This is a genomic window from Burkholderia sp. MSMB617WGS (assembly GCF_001532025.2).
GTDB lineage: Bacteria > Pseudomonadota > Gammaproteobacteria > Burkholderiales > Burkholderiaceae > Burkholderia > Burkholderia savannae.
The window spans coordinates 2,375,311-2,400,242 of sequence record NZ_CP013457.1 but is presented as its reverse complement, the minus strand read 5'-3'; the positions used below and the strand labels follow the sequence as shown (position 1 = coordinate 2,400,242).

Here is a 24,932-nt window from a genome sequence, read left to right as displayed (position 1 = left end):
AGTTGAGCCGAGCGTAGGAAATCCAATCGGCGATGTTGATTCCGCGGCGGCGCTTTCGAGGATGAATGGCAGGCGGGCGCGAGCGACGGGCTCGCGAATCGCGCGTCGGGAGCAGACGCGGGCGGGCGCGGCATATTGCCTCGGCCATTGGCGGGCGCGCACGGCGCATTCATTCGTCGAACAGCGGCGCGGCGGCGCGCGATGGGAAAAGCGCATCCGGTTTTCCGGAAATGCGATTGACGAAATGGATCGATGGATCGTCTCGGTTTCAGTGCGGCGCGCGGATCGCCGCACGTCGCGCGACTGTCCGTTCGGCCGATCGGCCGTCTGCAACGAAGCGGTTTACAATCGGTTCATCTGTTCGGCGCCCGTCGCCACTGGGGCGCCGAGCATTCGACCATGCCGACCGTTCGTCAGGAGCGCCGATGTCATCGAACCTTGCCACTTCCGTCTCCCCGCGTGAACGCCGCGTGCAATGCGCGAGCCCGGTGGGCCTGCATCACGTCGCATACACCGAATGGGGCGATCCCGAGAATCCGCGCGTGCTCGTCTGCGTACACGGCCTTACGCGCTCGGGGCGCGACTTCGATCGGCTCGCGGCGGCGCTGTCCGACGTCTATCGCGTCGTCTGCCCCGACGTGGTCGGCCGAGGCCGCTCAGACTGGCTCGCGGAGCCGAAGCTCTACGGCCTGCCGCAGTACGTCGCCGACATGGTGACGCTGATTGCGCGCCTCGACGTCGAGCGCGTCGACTGGTTCGGCACGTCGATGGGCGGGCTGATCGGCGTCGCGCTCGGCGGCCTGCCGGGCACGCCGCTCGGCAAGATGATCGTCAACGACGTCGGCCCGCACATCGAGCCTGCCGCGCTCGGGCGGATCGGCGAGTATGTCGGTCTCGACAAGCGCTTCGCGACCGAAGAGGAGGGAGTCGATTATCTGAAATCGCTATCGCTGCCGTTCGGCCCGCTCACGCCCGACGAGTGGCGCGCGCTGAACCGGCCGCTCCTCGTGCAGAGCGCGGACGGCTCGTGGCGCGCGCGCTACGATCCGCGCATCGGCGAGCCGTTCAAGGCCGCGACGCCCGACGCGAACGCTCAGGGCGAGGCCTGGCTCTGGCATGCGTTCGAGCAGTTCGCGGGGCCGCTTCTTGTCGTGCGCGGCGCGCAGTCGGACCTGCTTTCGCGCGACACGGTCGAAGCGATGAAGGCGCGCGGCCGCGCGGTGTCGAGCGTCGAGATCGCCGAAGCGGGCCATGCGCCCGCGTTCGTGAGCGCCGGGCAGATCGCGATCGCTCGCCAATTTTTCGTCGGCGATGCGCCGCACGCGTCATAATATGCGGTTCGGCGAGGCCTGCCCGAGGGCTCGCGGCGCCGTCCACCGATCAACCATTCACCGGGAATTCTCATGGCAGTTACTCGTCACCACGTCGGCCCCCGTCTTTCCGAAATCGCGATCCACGGCGGCACCGTCTACCTCGCGGGCCAGATCGCCGAGGACACGGCGCAGGACATCAAGGGCCAGACGCGCGAAGTGCTCGGCCACATCGATCGCCTGCTCGGCGAGGCGAACAGCGACAAGTCGCATCTGCTGTCGGTGCAGATCTTCATCTCCGACATGGCGAACTTCCCGGGCATGAACGAAGTGTGGGACGCGTGGGTCGCACCGGGCGCGACGCCGCCGCGCGCGACCGTCGAGGCGAAGCTCGCGAATCCGGCATGCCTCGTCGAAGTGGTGGTCGTCGCCGCGCAGCGCGGCTGAGCAGGAGCGCGACACGTTTTTCCAGGCAACATGCAATACCCGACGATGACAGCTGATTCCGCATCCGGCGCCACCGCCGCGGCGCCGTCGCTCGACAACGTGCTCGCGTTCGTGCGCGAGCACGCGGGCGACGCGCGCTTGCCGTCGGGCGAGTTGCTCGTCGATCATGCGGCGGGCACGTCGACGATCATGCAGCGCCTGAACGTCGATCCGCCCGCGACGCAGGCGGCGGCGCTTTTCGCGCTCGCGCCGTATCTGAGCGATCCCGAGAAGCAGATCGCCGAGCGCTTCGGCGACGAGGTGGCGCGCCTCGTCACCGACGTGCGCAAGCTGCTGCGCCTCGGCACCGTGAGTCTGCGCGCCGCGCAGAGCGCGCCCGTCGACACGGGCCGCGACGCGCAGGCGGAGCGGCGCGCGCAGATCGAGGCGCTGCGCAAGATGCTGCTCGCGTTCGCGCAGGACATCCGCGTCGTACTGATCAGGCTCGCGTCGCGACTGCAGTCGCTGCGCTACTATGCGGCCGCGAAAATCGAGCCGCCGCCCGACGTCGGGCGCGAGACGCTCGAGATCTACGCGCCGCTCGCGAACCGGCTCGGCATCTGGCAACTGAAGTGGGAGCTCGAGGATCTCGCGTTCCGCTTCGAGGACCCCGGCACCTACAAGCGCATCGCGAAGCTGCTCGACGAGAAGCGCGTCGAGCGTGAGGCGTACGTTGCCGAGGCGATCGAGCGGCTGCAGCACGAGCTCGCGGCCGCGCATATCCAGGCCGAAGTGAGCGGCCGTCCGAAGCACATCTACAGTATCTGGCGCAAGATGCGCGGCAAGGAGCTCGACTTCTCCGAGCTCTACGACGTGCGTGCGTTTCGCGTGATCGTGCCGGACATCAAGGATTGCTACACCGTGCTCGGCATCGTCCACCACCTGTGGCAGCCGGTGCCGAAGGAGTTCGACGACTACATCTCCCGGCCGAAGCCGAACGGGTACAAGTCGCTGCACACGGTCGTGATCGGCGACGACGGCCGCGCGTTCGAAGTGCAGATCCGCACGCACGAGATGCACCGCTTCGCCGAATATGGCGTCGCCGCGCACTGGCGTTACAAGGAGGCGGGCGCGCGCGGCTACGGCGGCCAGTTCTCGGCGAGCGAGAAGTACGACGAGAAGATCGCCTGGCTGCGCCAACTGCTCGCGTGGAAGGACGAAGTCGCGGATAGCGGCGGCGGGGACGCGATCGGTCATGAGGCATGGGCGCAACTGCGCGAGACGACGCTCGACGACGACCACATCTATGTGCTGACGCCGCAGGCGCGCGTGATCGCGCTGCCGCAGGGCGCGACGCCCGTCGATTTCGCGTATCACCTGCACAGCGAGCTCGGCCACCGCTGCCGCGGCGCGCGCGTCGACGGCGTGATGGTGCCGCTCAATACGCCGCTTGCAAACGGACAGACGGTCGAAATCGTCGCGGTGAAGGAGGGCGGCCCGTCGCGCGACTGGCTCAATTCGCAACTCGGCTATCTGCACAGCTCGCGTGCGCGCCAGAAAGTGCGCGCGTGGTTCAACGCGGTCGACCAGCAGGAAAACATCGCGCACGGCCGCGCGCTCGTCGAGAAGACGCTGCAGCGCGAGGGCAGGACCTCGGTGAATCTCGAGCATCTCGCGGCGAAGCTCGGCTTCAAGTCGCCCGACGAACTGTTTTCGGTCGTCGGCAAGGAAGAATTCAGCCTGCGCAACGTCGAGCAGGCGCTGTCCGACGCGCCGGCGCCCGAGCCCGAGCCGGAAGCGCCCGCGAACTTCGAGAAACGCGCGAGCGGCGCGAACGTCGCGCACGGCGCGTCGACGGGCGTGCTCGTCGTCGGCGTCGACGCGCTGCTCACGCAGCTCGCGCGCTGCTGCCGTCCGGCGCCGCCCGATCCGATCAGCGGCTTCGTCACGCGCGGCAAGGGGATGTCGATCCACCGCAGCGATTGCGCGATGTTCCGCCGGATGGCCGAGCGCGCGCCTGAGCGCGTGCTGCAGACGACCTGGTCGGCCGACGTGCTGGGCGGGCGCGGCGCGTCTGTCTATCCGGTGGACCTGATGATCGAGGCGACCGATCGGCAAGGGCTGCTTCGCGACATCTCCGAAGTGTTCGCGCGGGAGAAGATGAACGTGATCGGCGTGAAGACGCAAAGCCGCCGCAACGCGGCGTTCATGCAGTTCACGGTCGAGGTGTCGAGCGCGTCGCAGGTGCAGCGGGCATGCACGCTGCTCGGCGAGGTTCAGGGCGTCGTGCGGGCGGCTCGCAAGGCGTGAGCGCCGGCCGTGCGCCGCCGCGCGGCAACGGGTTGCGAACTTTTTCGAACAGAAAGCACAAAAACGCTTGCCAGGGCGGAAAGGGCTCCATATAATTTCACTTTCTTCAGGCTCGTAGCTCAGTTGGTTAGAGCACCACCTTGACATGGTGGGGGTCGTTGGTTCGAATCCAATCGAGCCTACCAACGACATCGGTCGAAGCTCGATTTGTCGGGCTTCGGCGGCAGTAGAGAATTTCTACGCAAAAGGCGAATACGGTTATGACACCGCGAACGTTGACCGAAACCCATTCGGAGCGACGCTAGTCGAGGAACGTTTTCGCCTTGTGGTTTTGATGTATCGAAATGCGGCCCCTCGAAAGCGGGGCCGCATTTTTTTTGTCGCGCGTTTTCGTTGGCGCTTTCGCGCGTTGATAGATAGTCTGCCGCTCACTGACGGCATCACGGAGATTGCTATATGGTTTCGATACGCTTGCCCGACGGCTCGGTTCGCCAATACGAGCATCCGGTGACGGTCGCCGAAGTGGCGGCGTCGATCGGCCCTGGCCTTGCGAAGGCCGCGCTTGGCGGCAAGCTCGACGGCGAGCTCGTCGACACGTCCGCGCTGATCGACCGCGATGCATCGCTCGCGATCGTCACCGACAAGGACGCCGACGGCCTCGACATCATTCGCCACTCGGCCGCTCACTTGCTTGCCTACGCGGTGAAGGAACTGTATCCGGACGCGCAAGTGACGATCGGGCCCGTGATCGACAATGGCTTCTATTACGACTTCTCGTACCATCGCCCCTTCACGCCCGAGGATCTCGAAAAGATCGAAAGGCGCATGCAGGAGCTCGCGAAGAAGGACGAGGCCGTCACGCGCCGCGTCGTGTCGCGCGACGAAGCGGCGTCGTACTTCCGGAGCATCGGCGAGAAATACAAGGCCGAGATCATCGAATCGATTCCGGCGAGCGACGAGATCAAGCTGTATTCGCACGGCGCCTTCACCGATCTGTGTCGCGGCCCGCACGTGCCGTCGACGGGCAAGCTGAAGGTCTTCAAGCTGATGAAGGTCGCGGGCGCATATTGGCGCGGCGATTCGAAGAACGAGCAGTTGCAGCGGATCTACGGCACGGCCTGGACGAAGAAGGAAGACCAGGATGCGTACCTGCACATGCTCGAAGAGGCGGAAAAGCGCGACCACCGCAAGCTCGGCAAGCAGCTCGACCTGTTCCACATCCAGGAGGAGGCGCCCGGCATGGTGTTCTGGCACCCGAAGGGCTGGACGCTGTGGCAGCAGGTCGAGCAGTACATGCGCCGCCGTCTCGACGCGGCCGGCTACCTCGAGATCAAGACGCCGATGATCATGGACCGCTCGCTGTGGGAGGCGTCCGGCCACTGGCAGAACTATCGCGAGAACATGTTCACGACGGAGTCGGAGAAGCGCGACTACGCGGTCAAGCCGATGAACTGCCCGGGCCACGTGCAGGTGTTCAAGCACGGCTTGCGCTCGTATCGCGATCTGCCGCTGCGTTACGCGGAATTCGGCTCGTGCCACCGCAACGAGGCGTCGGGCGCGCTGCACGGGCTGATGCGCGTGCGCGGCTTCGTGCAGGACGATGCGCACATTTTCTGCACGGAAGACCAGATCAACGCCGAGGCGATCGCGTTCAACAAGCTCGCGATGAGCGTCTACGAGGATTTCGGTTTCGAGCGCATCGACATCAAGCTGTCGCTGCGCCCGGAGCAGCGGATGGGCTCGGACGAGACGTGGGAGCACGCGGAGGAGGGGCTGCGCAATGCGCTGAAGGCGTGCGGCCTGGCGTGGGAGGAACTGCCGGGCGAGGGTGCGTTCTATGGTCCGAAGATCGAGTACCACATCAAGGACGCGCTCGGTCGCTCGTGGCAGTGCGGCACGCTGCAGCTCGACATGATGCTGCCCGAGCGGCTCGGCGCCGAGTACGTCGCCGAGGACAACAGCCGCCGCCGGCCGGTGATGCTTCACCGTGCGATCGTCGGCTCGATGGAGCGTTTTCTCGGGATTCTGATCGAGCACCACGCTGGTGCAATGCCGGTTTGGCTCGCGCCCGTCCACGCGGTTGTGCTGAATATCGCCGAAAGTCAGGCGGAATATGCTCAGACTGTTGCTCAATCGTTGCAAAAACAAGGGCTTAGAGTGTCAGCCGATTTGCGCAACGAGAAAATTAGCTATAAAATACGCGAGCACACGCTCGAAAAAGTTCCCTATCTGCTCGTTGTAGGCGATAAAGAGCGTGAAGCACAAACGGTAGCCGTGCGTGCCCGTGGCGGCGTCGATCTGGGTGTGATGCCCGTCGAAGCCTTCGTTGAGCGTCTGCATGAGGACATTCGGACGTTCAAGTAACCGCCCTGGCAGCGCGGCTCGTTTTTTTAATTTTTAGAGGAAACGTAACATCGCTACTGATAAGTCGTCGCATCGCATCAACGGTGAAATCACTGCACCGGAAGTGCGTCTGGTCGGGGTCGATGGCGAGCCCATCGGCATCGTGAAACTCGCCGAGGCTTTCCGTAAATCGGAAGAACTGGATGTTGACCTGGTGGAGATTGCGCCGCAAGCGGCTCCGCCGGTTTGCCGTCTGATGGATTACGGCAAGTTCAAGTACCAGGAAGCCAAGAAGCAGCACGAGGCGAAGCTCAAGCAAAAGGTCATCCAGGTCAAGGAAGTGAAATTCCGCCCAGGGACCGATGACGGCGATTACAACGTCAAGCTTCGCAATCTGGTGCGCTTCCTCGAGGAAGGCGACAAGACGAAGATCACGTTGCGTTTCCGCGGCCGTGAAATGGCTCACCAGGAAATCGGCATGCGGATGCTCGAGCGTCTGCGCACCGACCTCGACGAAGTCGGTCAGGTCGAGCAGATGCCGAAAATGGAAGGGCGCCAGATGATCATGGTGCTCTCGCCGAAAAAGAAGAAGTAACGGGCGTGCCGCGCGCGTGCGCGGCGGCTCGGTGAAGTGGTTCGGCGCGTCGTCCGGTCGGGGCGGCGTGCCTGAAACGACGGCGGTCGCGCGAGCGCACGCGCCGTACACAAGTGGACTGGGTTCCGAAGGGCGGGTTGAGGGCGCAAGCCAACCGCACACCCACCTCCATCAAATAAACTGGAGTTGTTCGTCATGCCTAAGATGAAGACCAAGAAGAGCGCTGCAAAGCGCTTCGTGGTGCGTCCGGGCGGCACCGTCAAGCGCGGTCAAGCCTTCAAGCGTCACATCCTGACCAAGAAAACCACGAAGAACAAGCGTCACCTGCGCGGCGCCACGGCAGTTCATGATTCCGATCTGAACTCCGTCCGCGCGATGCTCCCGTTCGCGTAACCCCTCAACCGATACTCACAGGAGAGAAACATGCCTCGAGTCAAACGTGGGGTAACCGCACGGGCCCGTCACAAGAAGATCATCAACCTGGCCAAGGGTTATCGCGGCCGCCGCAACAACGTCTACCGCATCGCCAAGCAGGCGGTGATGCGCGCTGGCCAGTATGCGTACCGCGACCGTCGCAACAAGAAGCGTGTGTTCCGCGCACTGTGGATCACGCGTATCAATGCGGCCGTGCGTCAGCACGACATGACCTACAGCGTGTTCATCAACGGCCTGAAGAAGGCGTCGATCGAACTCGACCGCAAGGTGCTGGCCGACATGGCGGTGTTCGACAAGGCAGCTTTTGCCGCGATCGTGAAGCAGGTGAAAGCCGCCGTTGCAGCCTAATTGCGAAATTAGCACTGCGTGGTGAGCTGCAGCGATGTTCCGGTAGTCGCGGCCGCTGCAGCGAAAACGGGGCTCTTCCGAGCCCCTTTTTTGTTGGGTCGGGCGTTTCGCTCGACGAGCACAACTGACGTTGGAAGTGATGGGATCAATGGATCTGGACCAGATTGTCGCCGACGCGCAGCAGTCGTTCGAAGGGGCTGCGGATATCACCACGCTCGAGAACGAGAAGGCGCGGTTTCTCGGTAAGTCGGGCGCGCTGACCGAGCTGCTGAAGGGCCTCGGCAAGCTCGATCCCGAGGCGCGCAAGACGGAAGGCGCGCGCATCAATGTCGCGAAGCAGCAGGTCGAAGCCGCGCTGAACGCGCGCCGCCAGGCGCTCGCCGACGCGCTCCTGAACCAGCGTCTCGCCGCCGAGGCGATCGACGTCACGCTGCCGGGGCGCGGCACGGGCGCGGGCAGCCTCCATCCGGTGATGCGCACGTGGGAGCGCGTCGAACAGATTTTCCGCTCGATCGGCTTCGACGTGGCCGACGGCCCCGAGATCGAAACCGATTGGTACAACTTCACCGCATTGAACAGCCCGGAGAACCATCCGGCGCGCTCGATGCAGGACACGTTCTACGTCGACGGCAAGGATGCCGACGGCCGTCCGCTCCTGCTGCGCACGCACACGAGCCCGATGCAGGTCCGCTACGCGCGGATGAACCGGCCGCCCATCAAGGTGATCGCGCCCGGCCGCACGTACCGCGTCGACAGCGACGCGACGCACTCGCCGATGTTCAACCAGGTCGAAGGCCTGTGGATCGACGAGAACGTCAGCTTCGCCGACCTGAAGGGCGTCTACACTGATTTCCTGAAGAAATTTTTCGAGCGCGACGACATCCTCGTGCGCTTCCGTCCGTCGTACTTCCCGTTCACCGAGCCGTCGGCCGAGATCGACATGATGTTCGAGCACGGCAAGAACGCGGGCAAATGGCTCGAGATCTCCGGCTCCGGCCAGGTGCATCCGGCGGTGATTCGCAACATGGGCCTCGACCCCGAGCGCTGCATCGGCTTCGCGTTCGGCAGCGGCCTCGAGCGGCTGACGATGCTGCGCTACGGCGTGCAGGACCTGCGTCTGTTCTTCGAGAACGACCTGCGCTTCCTGCGGCAGTTCGCGTAACGGCGCGACCGTCCCGCTCCGCGCCCGGCCGGCCCACCGAGGCGGCGCGCCGGGCCTCGATCTAACCTGTTTCGAACGTGGATATCCATGCAATTCCCTGAATCCTGGCTGAGAACCTTTGTCGATCCGCAACTGACGACGGACGAACTGTCGCACGCGCTGACGATGGCGGGGCTCGAGGTCGAGTCGCTGCGCCCGGCGGCGGCGCCGACCGAGAAGATCGTCGTCGGCCGCGTGCTCGAGGTGGTCAAGCATCCGGATGCGGACAAGCTCAACGTTTGCCAGGTCGACGCCGGCACGGGCGCGACGCTGCAGATCGTCTGCGGCGCGCCGAACGTCGAGCCGGGCATCAAGGTGCCCGTCGCGCTCGTCGGCGCGAAGCTGCCGCCCGCCGAGGAAGGCGGCGTGCCGTTCGCGATCAAGCTGTCGAAGCTGCGCGGCGTCGAGAGCCAGGGGATGCTCTGCTCGGCGCGCGAGCTGAAGCTTTCCGAGGACCACAGCGGTCTCATGATCCTGCCGGAGGACACGCCCGTCGGCCAGGACATCCGGGAAGCGCTGAACCTCGACGACACCGTCTTCGAAATCAAGCTGACGCCGAACAAGGCGGACTGCCTGTCCGTGTTCGGTATCGCGCGCGAGACGGCCGCGATCACGGGCGCGCCGCTCACGGCGCCCGACATCCGGCCGGTTCTCGCCGAGCTGACGGAGACGCTGCCCGTCGAGATTGCCGCGCCCGACCTGTGCGGCCGCTTCTCCGGCCGCGTGATCCGCGGCGTGAACGCGCGCGCGAAGACGCCGCGATGGATGGTCGAGCGCCTCGAGCGCGCCGGCCAGCGCAGCGTGTCCGCGCTCGTCGACATCTCGAACTACGTGATGTTCGAGCTGGGCCGCCCGTCGCACGTGTTCGATCTCGACAAGATCCACGGCGGCATCCGCGTGCGCTGGGGCACGCGCGGCGAATCGCTCAAGCTGCTGAACGGCAACACGGTCGAGCTTGACGAGACGGTCGGCGTGATCGCCGACGACGCCCAAGTCGAGAGCCTCGCGGGCATCATGGGCGGCGACAGCACGGCCGTCACGCTCGACACGACGAACATCTATCTCGAAGCGGCGTTCTGGTGGCCGGACAGCATCCGCGGCCGCGCGCGCAAGTACAACTTCTCGACCGACGCGGCGCATCGCTTCGAGCGCGGCGTCGATTACTCGACGACCGTCGAGCATGTCGAGCGGATCACGCAGCTGATCCTCGACATCTGCGGCGGCCAGGCGGGCCCCGTCGACGATCAGATCGCGAACCTGCCGCAGCGCGCGCCCGTCACGATGCGCGTGTCGCGCGCGAACCGGATCATCGGCGTCGAGATCGGCGGCGACGAAGTCGCGCAAATCTTCACGCGCCTTGGCCTCGCATTCGAGCGCGACGGCGACGTGTTCAGCGTGACGCCGCCGCCGCACCGCTTCGACATCGAGATCGAAGAGGATCTGATCGAGGAAGTCGCGCGGATTCACGGCTTCGAGAAGATTCCCGCGCGCCCGCCCGTCGCGACGAGCGAGATGCGCGCGACCGACGAGACGCGCCGCTCGATTCACGCGATCCGTCACGCGCTCGCCGCGCGCGACTACGCGGAAACGGTCAACTTCAGCTTCGTCGATGCCGAGTGGGAGCGCGACTTCGCCGGCAACGACGAGCCGGTGCGTCTGCTGAACCCGATCGCGAGCCAGCTCTCCGTGATGCGCACGACGCTGTTCGGCAGCCTCGTCGGCGTGCTGCGCCACAACCTGAACCGCCGCGCCGATCGCGTGCGCGTGTTCGAGACGGGGCGCGTGTTCGTCGCCGATCCTGCGGTGAAGGCGGGCGAGCTCGCGGTCGAAGGCTACGCGCAGCCGAAGCGCGTCGGCGCGCTCGCGTACGGGCCCGTTGCGGACGAGCAGTGGGGCGTGGCGACGCGCCAGGTCGATTATTTCGACGTGAAGGGCGATCTCGAGGCGCTGTTGGCCCCCGTCGCGGCGCGCTTCGTGAAGGCCGAGCATGCGGCGCTGCATCCGGGGCGCAGCGCGCAGATCGAAGTCGACGGCCGCGCGGTCGGCTGGATCGGCGAGCTGCACCCGCGCCTGATGCAGAAGTACGAGCTGCCGCACGCGCCCGTGATGTTCGAGATCGACGCGGACGCGCTTGTCGCGCGCGCGCTGCCCGCGCCGTCCGAGGTGTCGAAGTTCCCGCCGGTGCGTCGCGACATCGCGGTCGTGGTAGACCAGAAGGTCGAAGTGCAGGCGCTTTTCGACGAGATGAAGAAGGCGCTTGCCGAAGACGCGTGCAAGTTCGTCCAGAAGGTTGCGCTCTTTGATGAATTTCGTGCAAAATCAAATACTTCCAGTGGGTTGTCAGCCCACGAGAAAAGCCTTGCGTTCCGCGTCACGCTGCAGGATGCGGCCGGAACCTTGCAGGACGAGACGGTCGATCTGGCGATTCAGACCCTCGTGGATCGCATGGCTCGAGTCTATGGCGCGCGTTTGCGCGGATAGGGCGCGAAAGTGGCGGAAGCCGCCGCTTTCGTCAGTGTTTTTGTCCAAGTTTGACGCGCTAGTTTTGCAGATATGAACGACATGAACTCGAGTGAATTTGAAGCCCTTCTGACGGCGCAGCGCAGCGCCATGTCCCGCGACGTCCCGGCGTCGCCGCCCGCCGGCGATACGCCGACGCTGACGAAGGCCGAGCTGGCCGAGCTGCTGTTCGACAGCGTCGGCCTCAACAAACGCGAGGCGAAGGACATGGTCGAGGCGTTCTTCGAGGTGATCCGCGATGCCCTCGAGAATGGCGAGAGCGTGAAGCTGTCCGGCTTCGGCAATTTCCAGCTGCGCGACAAGCCGCAGCGGCCGGGGCGCAATCCGAAGACGGGCGAGGCGATTCCGATCGCCGCGCGCCGTGTCGTGACGTTCCACGCGAGCCAGAAGCTGAAGGCGCTCGTCGAAAACGGCGCCGAATCGGATCTCGTGCGCTGAGCCGGCGCTTCGCCACCTGCGCGGAGCGCCCGCGCCCTTACCGACGGTTAACTGACGATGACGTCGACGGTTGAGAAAGTCGTGCTGCCTCCGATTCCCGCGAAGCGCTACTTCACGATCGGGGAAGTGAGCGAATTGTGCGGCGTGAAGCCCCACGTGCTGCGGTATTGGGAGCAGGAGTTCACGCAGCTGCGCCCGGTGAAGCGGCGGGGGAACCGCCGCTACTACCAGCACCACGAGGTGCTGCTGATCCGGCGGATTCGCGAGCTGCTGTACGAGCAGGGCTTCACGATCAACGGCGCGCGCAACCGGCTCGACACGGTCGGCAGCGAGCGGAGAGCGCCGCCCGAGCCGGGCGAGTTGGAGCAGCATGCGGCCGAGCCGGCAACGGGCGACACGATCGACGTCGCGCAGTTGCGCCGGGCGCTTCTCGACGTGATCGACAGCCTCAAGCGCGGCTGAGCGCGGCGTCGAGGGAGCGCAGGATGTGCCGAGGCCGCGCGCCTCGAGCGGCAAGTGGCCGGCAATCGTAGACGAGCCCGTGCGAACCTTGGATCGCACGGGCTTTTTTTCGCGCTGTTTCCCCGCGGAGGCCGCGCCGCGCGCGGCGCGAATCACCGCGCGAGCGGGTCCTTCTTGCCGACGTCGACGTACAGCGTGCCGTCGTGCACCATCCGCACCGCACCGCGCGAGACCACGTCGCGGTAGTCGTAGAGATCGAAGCGCACCCGCTGTTTCGTCGTGTCCTCGACGAGAATGCGCATGTTCAGCACGAGGACGTTGAACATCTTCGTATCGCCGCTTTCGAGCCACAGGTAGCTGTTCGGAAGGTTCGCGGGCGGGCGCAGCACGGGCGCGTTCGGCGCCGGGCGGAACGTGAGGCGCAGGCCGTCCGGCTCGACCGTCGCCTGCGACATGTGGCCGACCAGCATGGGCGACGGGAACACCGTGTACTGGTCGAGCACGAGCGCATTGCCGCGCAGCTCGGCGCCGCGACGCTTGAGCGGCGCGAGCGACGACAGCTCGATGCCGAGCGCGCGCAGCAGCTTCGCCTGCGGCACACCGAGCACCGACACCTGCGTCGGCGTGAACGCGAGATGGCGATCGTCGAGGAGCGACAGCGTGCCCTTCATGTCGGCCGGCAGCCACACGCCGGGCGGCACCTGGTTCCACAGCTTGAGGCCGCCCTGCACGCGCAGCATGTCGCCGTCGGCGCTCAGCTTCAGATCGTTCAGCGAGCGCGGCGAATAGTCGAGCAGATGGCGGTTGAAGAGGTCGGACATCGCGTCCCACGGCGCGAGCACCGAGCCGCTCACGATGCGGATGTCGTACTGATTCGGATCGTCGAGGTCGACGGGCTCGCCCGCGCGTTTCGCGACGAGCTGGACGACGAGATCGTCGACGCGAAAGCCGATGTTGCCGGCGATGTAGAAATCGGCGTTGTGCAGGTGGATCGTGGTCGTGCCGTTCGAGATATGGCGCGGGCCGAAGGCCGTCACGTCGCCGCCCGGCCGCGCGGCCACCTTGCGGAAGTTGGACTGCGGCGCGCCGCCGTGCGGTGCGATCGCGAATGCCTCCCATTGGCGGCGCGCTTCGTTCAGGTTCGACTGCTGCGCGTCGATCAGGCTGTCGTTCATCCGCGCGGACGCGCTGCCGATGCCCGGTGCGGCGGGGCGCGCGACCTGCCGGTACGACGGCATCAGGATCGACAGCGCGCCGCTCGGCTCGAAGTTGAAATAGCCGGCGACGAGCTGCTCGCGGTAGTGATACATGTCGAACACGAACGCGTCGTCCGGCGATGACTCGCGCGGCGGATAGATCACGATGTCCGCGTTCATCGGCATCGTGCGCATGAATTTCACGTCGCCGCCGCGCAGATACATCGCGTGCTTCGGCGCGTTCTCCGGCATCGTGAAGCCCGCCTTCGTGCCGTCGTCGAGCACGAGGTCGAGGCCGGCGGGCGTGAGTTTCAGCGCGATGATGTTGATCTTCAGATGGGGCGGCGGCAGCAGCTTGTCCACGTTCAGCACGAGATCGTTGCCGTTCAGCTTCACGATCGGCGTGTCGATCTTCAGCAGATCCGACACTTGCACTTTCGCGGCCCGCATCACGGGGCCCGCGTCGATGCCCGAGACGTGCACGTCGGTCGGGCGAAAGACGAGCGTCGAGCCGTCGCGAATCTCCAGCTTGCCCCTCAGCGAGAACGGCACCCAGCCGTCTCGCTGCATTTCGCCGCGGATGTCGAGGAAGCCTTCGCCCGCCGTCACGCGCACGTTTCGCAGCGGCGCATTGCGGTAGCCGAAGATGTAGCCGCCGAAGAGCGCGTTGAGCTTCGTATCGTCGAGCGTCACGGTGCCGTGGTGCACGGCGATGTCGAAGCTCGTCGGATCGTCGAAGACGGCGGGTGCGCCGGGACGAGTCGGCACGAGCGTCGCCGACAACTCGTGGACGAGGAAGCCGAGATCGCCGACGATGCGGAAATCGACTTCGCGCAGGAACGCGAGCGTGCCGCTCTGGCCGGAATCGCGCAGCGTGAGCGGGCGTAGCTGGTCGACCTTGATCGACGCGAGCGTCGGCACGGTCCGTGCGATCTGCTGCTCGCGCGCGACGCGATCGGCCTTCGCGCGCTCGATCGCCGTCGACGTGGCGCTGCCGCGATCGGTCTTGGGCGTCGATTCCGCGCATCCCGCGCTCAGAACGGCGAGCGTGACCGCCGTTCCCGCGCACGAGCGCAGGAACCAGCGTGAAGCCGAAATGGCCGTGCACATGGCGCGCCATGCGCCGCGCGTACGGTGAAACGGCGGCGTGCGCTGGGCGCGCTGGACCTGTGTCCGCATCGTTGATGTCTCCCTATCTTTGTCGTGACTGGCGCGCGAGCGCGCGCGTCGGCTGGCGCCGATGTTTGGCGGCAGTGTGGCATAGCCGCGCTAGAGGAGCGGCACCAAACATCGGCCCGGCGTGCTGCGCTGCAAGATGGCGCGTTGCGGCGCGGATGTCGCGATGGCAATGATACGAATCAAACGCTCGTATGACGCGCGGGCCGTGATCCGTGACGCGAAATCATGTGAAGTGCTTCCGCCGAAGGGATGTCGACCGTGGTGTCCGGGCGAGCCCAGGTGGGCGTTGCGTGCGTCGCTGGTGGCGGCGTGGAGCCGCGTCGCGGCCGGAGAAATGCGTCGCGCGCCGGTATCCGGCTCGCGCGCGGCATATTCGGATCGCAATCGACGCGGGAGCGTTCGGATCGATGCCGGCGCGGGCATGCGGATGTGCGATGCGTCGAGAGGGGGTGTTGATGCGATCCCCCATGCGGCGCGCGCCCGTCGGCCGAAGAAGTGCTGCGTCGCCGGGAAGTTGGGAGGCCGATGTCGCTCGCGCGCAAACGGCTTGACGAGCGCGTCTTCGGCAGGCTGTTGGTGCGGGGATGAAGCGGGTGTGAGCGTCGGCGTGAACGCTGGAGCAGCATGTGATGCGGCGAGACGCTTGTTTTTGCCGACGAGGCTGGTGACGCATGGACGCGTGACCACACTCGCGCTGCGCATTGCAATGTCTGGCGCGCCCTTCGAGCTTGCTTCCATGCGTCGGGGCGGTCGAGTTCGCGGGGGCTATTGCCCGAATTCTGGCGTTGCGAAGCGCGCGATGCGGACGATGGATCGCGGGACGTCCTGCGACGAGTCGTCCGTTTCCGAGTCGTGCGCGTCTCGGAACGGGCGGCGCGTCGCGCGCATCGATCGGCAGCGGTGGGGCTGTTGCCTGGTACGTCAGAAGCCACCTGTTGCGGCGGGGCCGACTTTATAGCCGCCGTCCGCCGTCGGTTGAATGCTCACGCCGATGCATCCTGCAAGTGCCGCCAACATGACAATGAGAATGGCCAGTTTCATGAATTTGCTGTTCCTGTTTGTTGTGTTTGGCAGTGCATCGTAGCGCTGCATCGGGATCGTGTTCGCGTGTCCTCGACATGGGCGATTGTGCTCAAGATCGCGCGCGGATCGCTAGAACATCGCCGCAAAAAAAACCCGCGTCAGCCATGGCTGACGCGGGTTTGATCTTGGTCGGGGCGAGAGGATTTGAACCTCCGACCACCTGCACCCCATGCAGGTACGCTACCAGGCTGCGCTACGCCCCGAAAGCGTGAAAGTATAACAGACACTTTTCTCAAATAGAACTGCTCGGATGCAAATTCTGTTCGACGCCGGCACGATGCCTATTCGCGCGCGACGCCGTTGCGGATCAATCGCATCGGCACGCGAATCAATGCGTCGATGCGTTTCGCGCCGCGCGCCGCACGATCGCATCTTCCGCGCGTTCCTTCAGAACGCATAGTACGGCCCGGGTCCCGCGGGCGTTGCTCTCCCTTCGATCGCGGTATAGACGCTGCGTCCATAGAAGAACGGCAGCCCCAGATCGACGACGTTGCCGATCGGGCCCGCGAGATCGTCGAACGCGAAGTTGAACGTGGAGAACAGCACTTGCGAGCTTGCGACCTGGAACGTCGTCGCTTTGGTCGGCGTGCCGTTGCCGCTCGTGAGCGTGATGCCGAACGTCTGCGTGCTGCCGGGGCAAAACCACGATCCGCATTGCGGCAGCGAGGCATCCGCGAAGAAGATCCCGTTCGAGCCGCTGTCGAAGAACGTGCGCATGTTCGTGTTGCCGTTGAGCACGCTCGTCACGTAGGCGCCCGACGAGATCGTCGCGAGCGTCGTCGTCGAGCCGAGTCCGTTGTTTGTCTGCGTGCCGATGCCGAAGACGAGCGAGCCGTTGACCGTCGCCGAGCCTGTTGCCGGGATCGCGGGCAGCACGATCGCCGAGCCGTTGTTGTCGCTCGCGAACGCGCCGACCGGATTCGCGACCTGTTGCGCAATCGGCTGCGACGTGCTCGTGCATGAGCCATCCGTCGCGCATGCGTAATACCAGCCGGACAACGCGCTGTTGGCGCACGCGGGGCCGCAGTCCGTGGTGAAAAGACCGATGCCGAGAATCCCGTTCGCGCGCAGCGTGCCTTGTGTTTGCATCGGCCCGGCGCTTTGCGTGCAATCGGCTGGCGTGTTCGGCGTGCTCGGGTCGGCGATCACCTGGATCGGGATGTTCGCCGCGACTTCGCCTGCGATCTTCACGTCGGCGCGACGCACGGCGCCCCACGTGAAGCCCGTGCCGAACACCGCGCATGCGCCCGTGATCGGCGCGTTCGCGGCCGCCGCGATCGGCAGCGCGACGCTCGGCGGCAGCGCGGCCGCGAGGATGCGCAAGCCCTCCGAGCCGGTGTCGATCTGCACGTTGTCGAGCGTCTGGCAGTCGTTCGTGTTCGGCACGCACACGGTGACGCTCGTCATCAGCATGTTCGCCGCACCCGTCACGCCCGCCGACACCGTGACGGGCTGCACGTTCGCCGCGCTGGACGGCGCGACGCCGTTGCCGTTGCCGTTCGAGTTCGGCGTCGCCGAGCCGCCACCGCCGCCGCCACCGCATGCGGCGAGCATCGCGGCGAGCATCGCGGCGAGCGCGGCGACGCACCACGCGATCTTGAGGGTCATGGCCGTCTCCTCACCGCAGAGCGTCGATCGACACGCCGGCCGGCACCGCGCCGGGCAGCCACGCGCGGCCGACGTACGCACGCATGCGGCCGCCGGCTTCGACGACGAAGTCGGCTTGCGCGACGCGTCCGGCATGGAGTCCCGCGCGGACGCGCGGATCGGTCGCGACGGCGTGGCCTTGGTAGATCGCGAAGCGCTCGCCGAGCAACTGCCGCAGGTTCGGCGATGTCGGCCCGTCCCACGTGTACGCGAAGATCTGTCCCGTGCGCGTCGCGTACTCGCGAATCGTCGTGCCGCCCGTGTCGACGTAGCTGCGCATCGTGACGGCGCCGTCGAAGAGCGCGGTCGCCCCTTGCGCGAACATGCGCGCCGACGGGTTCGGGGCGATGCCGCCGAGTTGCGAGTGCGCGGCGACGGGGGCGAGCGCGACGGCGGCGGCGACTGCGACCACGAGAAGGGCATGCGCCGGGCCGCGCCGCGTCGGAGAAGGTGACTGCTTGTTGTTCATGCGACTGCCCTCCGCAGGTGAATACGGCTGGGGTCACTGTCCAATCAATGATAGTGAGTCCCGGCGCGCGCTGAGGCCGAAATTTCGGGTGCCGGATGCTCGTTATCCCTAGGCGGCAATGCGAGTCGCCATGCGCCGCTTCGCCGTCGCGCACGCGGGACGGGCCATGCGCGAGCGAGCGACGCGATGGGCGCATACGAAAGCGCACAAATGAGACCGCGCGCTTTTTGCACGGTCCGCCGCCGGACCGGTAAAATAGAAAGTTGACTCACGGAAAAGTCGCCGTGACCTAGTGGAAGGATTCCCTGAACATGACTGATCTTCGTCTTACCAAGCGGTTCGCAGCACTGCTTGCAACCGGCGTGTTCGTTGCCGGCTGCAGTACGCCGTCGCCTACGAAAATCGACTACAAGAGCGATTCGAAATCGAAGGAGGTGTCGCTCGCGGTGCCGCCCAACATGCTCGACGAGACGCCGGATCAGCGGTCGTTGCCGCCGCAGGGCGGCGCGACGTCGCTTTCCAGCCTGCAGCAGGTGCAGCAGGTCGCGCCGCCCACCGACGCGGTCGCGCCCGTCGTCCCCGGCATGCGCATCCAGCGCGACGGCAGCGAAAGCTGGCTCGTGATCGACGACAAGGCGCCGGCGCAAATCTGGCCCCAGGTGCGCCGCTTCTGGCAGGAGCAGGGCTTCCTGCTCGTCGTCGAGCAGCGCGACAAAGGCGTGATGGAAACCGACTGGAACGAAACGCATCCGCAGATCAACGACGGCCTGATTCGGGGCGTGATCTCGAAAGCGATGGGCAACTCGTACGTCACGGCGGAGCGCAACAAGTACCGCACGCGCCTCGACGCGGCGCCGAACGGCGGCACGTACGTCTTCATCAGCCAGAAGGGGATGCGCGAGGCGCTGACGGGCGCGAACAACGACTCGAGCAAGTGGGAGCCGAAGGCGAACGATCCGGGCCTTGAAACCGAATACCTGAAGCGCCTGATGGCCGTGCTCGCGCAGAACGATGCGCGTGTGAAGGCGGGCGGCGTGCCGATCACCGACGATGCGGCGCCGTCGAAAAGCGCGAAGGCGTCGAGCGGCAAGAGCAAGGATGCCGCGGCGGCGATCGCCGCGCAGAACGTCGCGAGCGCATCCGCATCGCGCGGTCCGGGCGATGCGAGCGCGCTGCCCGACGTGCCGCCCGAAGTGACGCTCGCGGAGCCGTACGATCGCTCGTGGCTGCACGTCGGCCTCGCGCTCGATCGCGCGAATTTCACGGTCGACGATCGCGATCGCACGAAGGGCCTTTATTACGTGCGCTACGTCGATCCGAAGGATCTGAGCGTCGAGGAGCAGGGCTTCTGGAGCCAGCTGTTCCACGGCAAGAAGGAGAAGAAGGCGAAGCAGTACCTCGTCAACGTGAAGGCGATCACCGAGGGCCAGACGCGCGTGGCGATCGTGGACGAGAAGGGCGGTGTCGACGCATCGGCGCCCGCGCGGCAAATCATGTCGCTGCTCGTCAATCAGCTGCGCTGACGTCGAGGCGCGCGGCGTTCGCCGCCGAACCCGCCAAGCCCGCCTTTCGGCGGGCTTTTTTGTGCCCGCGGCCGGCCGTCGATGCGGACTCGAGCGCTTGTCATGCATTCGTCGCGTTACGTAACGTCACCCCGTAACGAATGGAATGAATGCACATTTCTGTCTGGCGTTTGAGGATTAATCGTTAAAAATCAATCGTTTGATGGGTGGCCTTCAGTTGGCACGGAAGCTGCTCTATCTATCGTCAACCAAGCAATCAGGGAGGGCGCCAAGAAAACAGCCTGGCTCGGCTATGCGTGCCTCCCGCCTAGTGTGGATGTCGACGTTTCAGGCAGTCGCCGTTGCCGGCGAAGCTGCCGTACTGGACGACGACCCGTGCGTTCGCGCGGGTCTCGGTGGCCCCGTCGCCTATCCTCGTAGGGCGACGGTTTTGCCCGCGCTTCTCGTGAAGCGCGGGCTATTTTTTTGGGTGGTCGGGCGTGAATGCGCGAAAGCCCGCTCGTGTCGATTCGCGTATGCTGAGCCCTTTGTCACGCAGCAAAGGAGATCTGCATGTCCGAAGTCGCCGTCGTCGCGTTCATCGTCGCCAAGCCGGGCGCGGAAGCAAAACTGTTGGAGCAGCTCGAGGGAATCGTCGGGCCGACGCGCAACGAAGAGGGCGCGCTGCAATACGATCTGCACCGCGATCTCCATGAGCCGCGCCGTTTCATCTTCATCGAGCGTTGGGCCAGCGAGGCGGCGCTCGCCGCCCATGCGCGTTCCGCTCACATCGACGCGTACAAGCGCGCGGCGGCGGACTGGATCGAGAGTTCGGAAATTCGCGTCGCGTCGAAGATCGCGTAGCGAAGAGGGCGGGCCGCGCGTCGCGCGGCCCGATGGGCGCATCGGCGATCAGTGCGATGCGTTCGGGACGTCGAGAATCAGGATGATCGTCCAGTCGGCGTCGCCGTCATGGTGGTATTGCCGCTCAGCGACGATGAACGGCTGCTGCTTGCCCTGCGGACCGAGGAAAAGCACGTCGCCTTCCGTCGGCAGGCATTCGATCGGCGGCAGCGCGAGGAACGCGTCGTCGGAGCCGCGCGGCATCAGTTGCTTGATCTTGCGCGTCGCGGCTTCGGTCCATTCGATGTCGAGTTGGATGTTGCTCATTCAGTCCTCCGCACCGGAGTGCGCACGGTTGGAAAAGTACGGTGCGCGACTTTAGCATAATGCGCTACGCGCTCATTGGGGCGCGCCAATGAAAAAGCCGAACCCGGCATGCCGGATTCGGCTTTCGCGCAAGCGGGGCGTGCCGTGCTTATTGGCCGGCGTCGCTCGCGGGAGCCGCCTTGGCGGCTTTCTTCGCGCCCTTATGAGCCTTCTTCGCGTGATGCTTGTGCTGCTCGTGCATCGGTTTCGCCTCGGCGGCCGGCTCGGCTGCCTGCTGTTGTTGCAGCGCTTGTGCGCGTTGCTCGATTTCTGCAATCTTTGCCGGATCGGTGATCGTCCTGATTTCCGTGCTCTCTTGCGCATGCGCTGCGCCAGCCAGAGCCGACATCGATACCAGGATAGCCATGGTCATCTTCTTCATTGCTTACCTCCGCTAAGTGGTGATGGACCCGAGTGTTGCCGATTTGTCTGGCGTCTGCAATCGAGTGAGGCGAGTTTATCAAAAGTGACGGATCAGTGCATTCGATTGCGTCATGGCGCCTGGTGGCGTGGATCGGGCGCAACAGTGAGGCAACCCGTCATCGCCGCGCCATTCGCGTGCGCAGAATGGGGGGGCTGGCGGCATTGGAGCCGCGACGATCGGGCGCGCCGAATGTGCGCCGAATGTCGCATGCGCCGCTAGAACCAGCCGAGACGGCGATACACGTGGAACTGCGCGACACCGACGATTTCGTGCAGCGCCTGCTCCGCGTTGACGAGGTTGGCCGCGCGCGGCAGCCAGCCGAGCTGCGCGTTCCTGCGATTCGCGTAGACAGGCTGCGGCACGATCCCGAATCGGCCGAAATCGAGCAGCGCGCGTTTCATCTGATATGACGAAGTGACGAGAATCAGATCATCGTAATGTTGGGCGCGTAATATGGGAGCAGTGAAACGCGCGTTCTCGTAGGTCGTGTGGCTGCGCTTCTCGCGGATCAGGTCGCCGTTCGCGACGCCGCGCGCGAGCAGATAGGGCGCATACGTGTCCGCTTCCGTGACGCCGCGCACCTGCGGATCGCCGCCCGACACGACGACCGTGCAGCGCGTCGCTGTTCGTTGGCATGCCGAATAAAGTTCGGCTGTCTTGTCGATGCGGGCGAGCGCGTCGCGCGGCGGCAACGCGATGCCGTCGCGGCGCTTGATGCCCGAGCCGAGCATCACGATTGCCGTTTCGCCCGTCATCGCCGGATGCGCGACCGGTCGCACGCCCGATTCGGCGAGCGCGATGAGCGGTGCGGCGAGCCAGCCCGAAGCGATCGACCATAGGAGCAAGATGCCGATCGCGAGTATCGCGGAGGCCCCGCGGCGTTTGCGGCAGAGCAGAAAAACGACGAAGAGAATTCCAAATGAAATAAACAGAATCAATTTGATTGCGGTAAGGTAGTTCTTTGGGAAACGATTGGCGATCTGTCCCTGCTTTACGCGAACGAAGCATCGGGGAACGGGTCGGAAGAAGTGGAGGGATTATAAGGACCCCTCTTGAGCTGCGTGGCGGTGCCGGCGGGCGAGGAGTCCGCTTGGCGGAGCCGCTCTGCAATGTCGCCGCACTTTAAGAAAGAATCGAGATGGCCACGTATTCCAACGAAGCAGTGCTCGACGCGCTGAGGCGCGTCCAGTACCGTCAGGTTCCGTGGGCGAGGCGTCCGGGTGTGTTCGAATACCTGCGTGCGCTCGGCTTGATGGATACGGTTCGGCAGAAGACTGTCGCGCCCGCGCCCGGTTTCCACGCGCCCGTCGATATCGCCGTTCTGACGGACAATGGTCGAGCCGAATTCGCACGGCTCGAGCGAGACGAGAGGCAGCCCGACTGGGAGGCGCGCCGGATCGAAGATTACGCGCTCAGCGAAGCGAGCGCCGTGTCGATTCTCGAGAGTCGCTTGTAGCGCCGGCTTCGCGCTGCATTTTCCGCACGAAAAAAAGCCCGTATCGCGAGGATACGGGCGGTACCGGGTACATTGCTGCTGCCACGCTGTGCTCATGGCAACGATGAGACTCGGCGCGCGCCGCGCAGTTCCCGGGGGTGCGGATTTTTCCCGTTGTCGCTTCAGGGGTGGTTCGTATAACTCGGCGGACGTTGCGCGTCGTTGCGCGCGCGCGCGTTGCTGGCGATGTCGCCGCGCAGATCGCCGCGCGGCACGTTTGGCCGTGCGCCGCGCGCGGCCGCGCCCGCTTGCGTGCGGGCGGCTTGTTCTCGCTGTCCGTGCTGCTTCGGAGAAAATTGATCGGCGCGCGAAGGAGCGGCGAGCGCCAGCGAAACGACAATGCCGCATGCCGTGAGAAGTGACATGGGTTTCATCGTTGGGAGCTCCCTTTCAAGCCGTCGAACGGCTCGTTCGTATACCGCTACGTTATGCGGGGGAGCGAAGGCGCGCTGTAAATATTAGTAAATAGATGTATCGCCGGATCGCATCGTCAGGAGTCCGTGCGAATGGGTGGCCATGCGCCGCGGCGGGCGCCAAAAATGATTCTGGGCGGCCGATGCCGCCCAGAAATCGAATTCATGCCATCTTGACGGGAGCGCGCCAGGATTCCGGATTGGTCCAGAACGCGCCGCGCAGTCGGTCGCGGCTCGGCGGGGCGGGCGGCTTCACCGCGCTTGCGCCGATGCGTCCGCGCAACGAAATCTGGCGGCCGCTGGAGCCGAGGCGCTTCACCACTTCGGCGAGCGTGCCGTCGGCCTGCCATTCGTCGAAGCGTCGACGGCAAGTCGGCGGCGACGGATAGCGGCCGGGGAGCTTCGACCAGCCTTCGCCCGTCGACAGCACCCAAAGAACGGCGTTCACCACCGAGCGGGCTTCCACGCGGGGACGACCACGGCGTTCACTGCGTGCGGGCTCGGAGCAGAACAGTCCCTCGACCAGCGCCCATTCGTTGTCTCTCAAATCGTCGAACAGCATCATGTCCTCACCTCAGCGAAGCTAACTCCGGTGCGCCGCCCTGCGCTGCGCACTCAATGAGCACTCGATTCAACGAGTGCCGGGTGAAGGCGTCGGCTTCATGGAGCGGCGGATGTTGCGCGATCCGCCGCGAGAAGTTCGAAAGCCCGCAGCCCTGTGCGCCTGCTAACGCAGGAAGCGTGCCACGTTGGCGACGACCGCCCCAAAGCCGCCTGGCAGCGAGCTGACAGCCGCGTCAGCTAGGGGCGTATAAGACGCCAAAATGGACGTCGAGCAAATAAGGACAATCACCAATCTTGTGCAGTCTGGCCCGTGAGACGTGCGTTTCGGCCGTGTGCTGCACCGCACCGACACACGGCACGGGATCGCGCGGGCACAATACAATTGCGCATTGATGCGTTCGATTGATGAGGGAATCCCATGAATATCACGCTGAGGCAATTGCGCGTGTTCATTGAAGTGGCGCGGCTCAAGAGCTTCAGCCGGGCGGGCGACGAAATCGGCCTCACGCAATCGGCCGTGAGCCGCTCGGTGCGCGAGCTGGAGGGCGAGATCGGGCTCAAGCTGATCGACCGGACGACGCGCGACGTGCAACTAACCGACGTCGGCACGAATCTGATTGCGAGCGTGTCGCGCCTGCTCGGCGACCTCGACGACACGTTGCGCGAAATCCGCGAGATCGGCGAACAGCGTCGCGGGCGCGTGATCGTCGCGGCCAGCCCGACGATCGCGTGCCGGCTGATGCCGCGCGTCGTCGCCGCGTGCGAGCGGCGCTTTCCGTTCGTCGCGCTTGGCCTGCGCGACGACGTGCAGAGCGACGTGCTGCGCAAGGTGAAATCGGGCGAGGTCGATTTCGGCGTCGTGATCGGGCCGCTCGCGACGAGCGATCTGATCAACGAACCCTTGATGACCGACTCGTTCTGCCTGGTCGCGCGCGCCGATCACCCGCTCGCCGCGCGCGAGCGGGTGCCATGGACGGCGCTCGCGGGCGAGCGGCTGGTGCTGCTCGACTATGCGTCGGGCAGCCGGCCGCTGATCGACGCGGCGCTCGCGACTCACCGGGTCGCGGCGGCCGTCGTGCAGGAGCTCGGGCATTCGGCCACGGTGTTCGGCCTCATCGAGGCGGGCGTCGGCGTGAGCGTGCTGCCGTGGCTGTCGTTGCCGCTGCCGGCCGGCTCGTCGCTCGTCGCGCGGCCTCTGACGCCGCGTGCGGAGCGCACCGTCGAGCTCGTGCGGCGGCGCGACCGCTCGCTGTCTCCGGCGGCGGATGCGGTCTGGGGGCTCGTCAAGGAGATGCCGGCGCGCGTCGAGGATATCTGAGCTGAGGGCGCGGCCGCGCGGGCCGGTTCGATGCGTGCCGGCGCG

23 protein-coding genes, 2 tRNA genes and 1 pseudogene are annotated in these 24,932 nt (G+C 65.5%); 16 read left to right on the top strand and 10 right to left on the bottom strand.

The features are described from left to right. Positions 1-61 precede the first annotated feature (61 nt). The 12 genes and pseudogenes from WT60_RS11785 to WT60_RS11730 all read left to right on the top strand — a co-directional run bounded on the left by WT60_RS11785 (position 62) and on the right by WT60_RS11730 (position 12,388). Positions 62-1,331: pseudogene (locus WT60_RS11785) on the top strand (alpha/beta hydrolase). Between the two features lie 72 nt (positions 1,332-1,403). Then, a complete protein-coding gene (locus WT60_RS11780; protein WP_038751240.1) occupies positions 1,404-1,757 on the top strand; it encodes a RidA family protein in 354 nt (117 codons plus the stop codon). Positions 1,758-1,802: 45 nt separating this feature from the next. After that, a complete protein-coding gene (locus WT60_RS11775) occupies positions 1,803-4,046 on the top strand; it encodes a bifunctional (p)ppGpp synthetase/guanosine-3',5'-bis(diphosphate) 3'-pyrophosphohydrolase (protein ID WP_059645734.1) in 2,244 nt (747 codons plus the stop codon). Between the two features lie 108 nt (positions 4,047-4,154). Continuing rightward, a tRNA-Val gene (locus WT60_RS11770) sits at positions 4,155-4,231 on the top strand. A 271-nt stretch (positions 4,232-4,502) separates the two neighbouring features. Beyond that, positions 4,503-6,410: a threonine--tRNA ligase gene (gene thrS, locus WT60_RS11765; protein WP_059645726.1), complete on the top strand. Its 1,908-nt coding sequence runs from the start codon at positions 4,503-4,505 to the stop codon at positions 6,408-6,410. Positions 6,411-6,459: 49 nt separating this feature from the next. Then, positions 6,460-6,984 carry a translation initiation factor IF-3 gene (gene infC, locus WT60_RS11760; protein ID WP_081464034.1) on the top strand — a complete coding sequence of 175 codons (525 nt, stop codon included), beginning with the start codon at positions 6,460-6,462 and terminating at the stop codon, positions 6,982-6,984. A gap of 195 nt (positions 6,985-7,179) precedes the next feature. Beyond that, positions 7,180-7,377 (top strand): 50S ribosomal protein L35, encoded by a 198-nt coding sequence (gene rpmI, locus WT60_RS11755; RefSeq protein ID WP_004191477.1) that lies wholly within the window; start codon positions 7,180-7,182, stop codon positions 7,375-7,377. Positions 7,378-7,407: 30 nt separating this feature from the next. Then, complete coding sequence (rplT, locus tag WT60_RS11750) at positions 7,408-7,767, top strand: 50S ribosomal protein L20 (protein ID WP_004192938.1); 360 nt, start codon at positions 7,408-7,410, stop codon at positions 7,765-7,767. 148 nt (positions 7,768-7,915) lie between these two features. Then, the gene (gene pheS / locus WT60_RS11745; protein WP_060355985.1) at positions 7,916-8,929 is read left to right on the top strand and encodes a phenylalanine--tRNA ligase subunit alpha; all 1,014 of its coding nucleotides are present in this window, start codon (positions 7,916-7,918) and stop codon (positions 8,927-8,929) included. Positions 8,930-9,016: 87 nt separating this feature from the next. Continuing rightward, positions 9,017-11,449, top strand: coding sequence for a phenylalanine--tRNA ligase subunit beta (gene pheT, locus WT60_RS11740; protein WP_060355986.1), 2,433 nt, complete (start codon positions 9,017-9,019; stop codon positions 11,447-11,449). Positions 11,450-11,521: 72 nt separating this feature from the next. Further along, positions 11,522-11,926 carry an integration host factor subunit alpha gene (locus WT60_RS11735; protein WP_038751231.1) on the top strand — a complete coding sequence of 135 codons (405 nt, stop codon included), beginning with the start codon at positions 11,522-11,524 and terminating at the stop codon, positions 11,924-11,926. A 57-nt stretch (positions 11,927-11,983) separates the two neighbouring features. Next, positions 11,984-12,388 (top strand): MerR family transcriptional regulator, encoded by a 405-nt coding sequence (locus WT60_RS11730; RefSeq protein WP_038751229.1) that lies wholly within the window; start codon positions 11,984-11,986, stop codon positions 12,386-12,388. A gap of 152 nt (positions 12,389-12,540) precedes the next feature. Here WT60_RS11730 and WT60_RS11725 read toward each other — a convergent pair whose 3' ends face one another. The 5 genes from WT60_RS11725 to WT60_RS11710 all read right to left on the bottom strand — a co-directional run bounded on the left by WT60_RS11725 (position 12,541) and on the right by WT60_RS11710 (position 17,962). After that, the gene (locus WT60_RS11725; RefSeq protein ID WP_060355987.1) at positions 12,541-14,694 is read right to left on the bottom strand and encodes a hypothetical protein; all 2,154 of its coding nucleotides are present in this window, start codon (positions 14,692-14,694) and stop codon (positions 12,541-12,543) included. Positions 14,695-14,853: 159 nt separating this feature from the next. Further along, complete coding sequence (locus WT60_RS33585) at positions 14,854-15,501, bottom strand: hypothetical protein (RefSeq protein WP_145986774.1); 648 nt, start codon at positions 15,499-15,501, stop codon at positions 14,854-14,856. 471 nt (positions 15,502-15,972) lie between these two features. Then, positions 15,973-16,049 (bottom strand) — tRNA-Pro (locus WT60_RS11720). Between the two features lie 184 nt (positions 16,050-16,233). Beyond that, positions 16,234-17,454 (bottom strand): DUF3443 domain-containing protein, encoded by a 1,221-nt coding sequence (locus tag WT60_RS11715; protein ID WP_060355988.1) that lies wholly within the window; start codon positions 17,452-17,454, stop codon positions 16,234-16,236. 10 nt (positions 17,455-17,464) lie between these two features. Next, complete coding sequence (locus tag WT60_RS11710) at positions 17,465-17,962, bottom strand: DUF2844 domain-containing protein (RefSeq protein WP_059583154.1); 498 nt, start codon at positions 17,960-17,962, stop codon at positions 17,465-17,467. A 311-nt stretch (positions 17,963-18,273) separates the two neighbouring features. Between WT60_RS11710 and bamC the strand changes: the two genes are divergently transcribed. Next, positions 18,274-19,485, top strand: a complete 1,212-nt coding sequence (bamC, locus tag WT60_RS11705) for an outer membrane protein assembly factor BamC (protein WP_038744503.1) — start codon at positions 18,274-18,276, stop codon at positions 19,483-19,485. A 552-nt stretch (positions 19,486-20,037) separates the two neighbouring features. Next, positions 20,038-20,328, top strand: a complete 291-nt coding sequence (locus tag WT60_RS11700) for an antibiotic biosynthesis monooxygenase (protein ID WP_038743285.1) — start codon at positions 20,038-20,040, stop codon at positions 20,326-20,328. 48 nt (positions 20,329-20,376) lie between these two features. Here the strand turns inward: WT60_RS11700 and WT60_RS11695 are convergent, their stop codons facing one another. The 3 genes from WT60_RS11695 to WT60_RS11685 form a co-directional block, all read right to left on the bottom strand. After that, the gene (locus tag WT60_RS11695) at positions 20,377-20,634 is read right to left on the bottom strand and encodes a hypothetical protein (RefSeq protein WP_038743283.1); all 258 of its coding nucleotides are present in this window, start codon (positions 20,632-20,634) and stop codon (positions 20,377-20,379) included. Between the two features lie 148 nt (positions 20,635-20,782). Next, entirely contained in the window at positions 20,783-21,055 is a 273-nt protein-coding gene (locus tag WT60_RS11690; protein WP_038743282.1) for a hypothetical protein, read from the bottom strand. A 257-nt stretch (positions 21,056-21,312) separates the two neighbouring features. Beyond that, a complete protein-coding gene (locus tag WT60_RS11685) occupies positions 21,313-22,035 on the bottom strand; it encodes a YdcF family protein (protein WP_038743280.1) in 723 nt (240 codons plus the stop codon). A 200-nt stretch (positions 22,036-22,235) separates the two neighbouring features. On the opposite strand from WT60_RS11685, the gene WT60_RS11680 reads away from it, so the two are divergent. Then, entirely contained in the window at positions 22,236-22,553 is a 318-nt protein-coding gene (locus WT60_RS11680) for a hypothetical protein (protein ID WP_038743279.1), read from the top strand. 161 nt (positions 22,554-22,714) lie between these two features. On the opposite strand, the gene WT60_RS35145 is transcribed toward WT60_RS11680, so the two are convergent. Together WT60_RS35145 and WT60_RS11670 are read right to left on the bottom strand one after the other, a co-directional pair. After that, complete coding sequence (locus WT60_RS35145) at positions 22,715-22,966, bottom strand: hypothetical protein (RefSeq protein WP_038743277.1); 252 nt, start codon at positions 22,964-22,966, stop codon at positions 22,715-22,717. Between the two features lie 202 nt (positions 22,967-23,168). Then, positions 23,169-23,570, bottom strand: a complete 402-nt coding sequence (locus WT60_RS11670; RefSeq protein ID WP_038743276.1) for a transposase — start codon at positions 23,568-23,570, stop codon at positions 23,169-23,171. A gap of 417 nt (positions 23,571-23,987) precedes the next feature. On the opposite strand from WT60_RS11670, the gene WT60_RS11660 reads away from it, so the two are divergent. Continuing rightward, complete coding sequence (locus WT60_RS11660; protein WP_059670364.1) at positions 23,988-24,887, top strand: LysR family transcriptional regulator; 900 nt, start codon at positions 23,988-23,990, stop codon at positions 24,885-24,887. Positions 24,888-24,932: the final 45 nt, after the last annotated feature.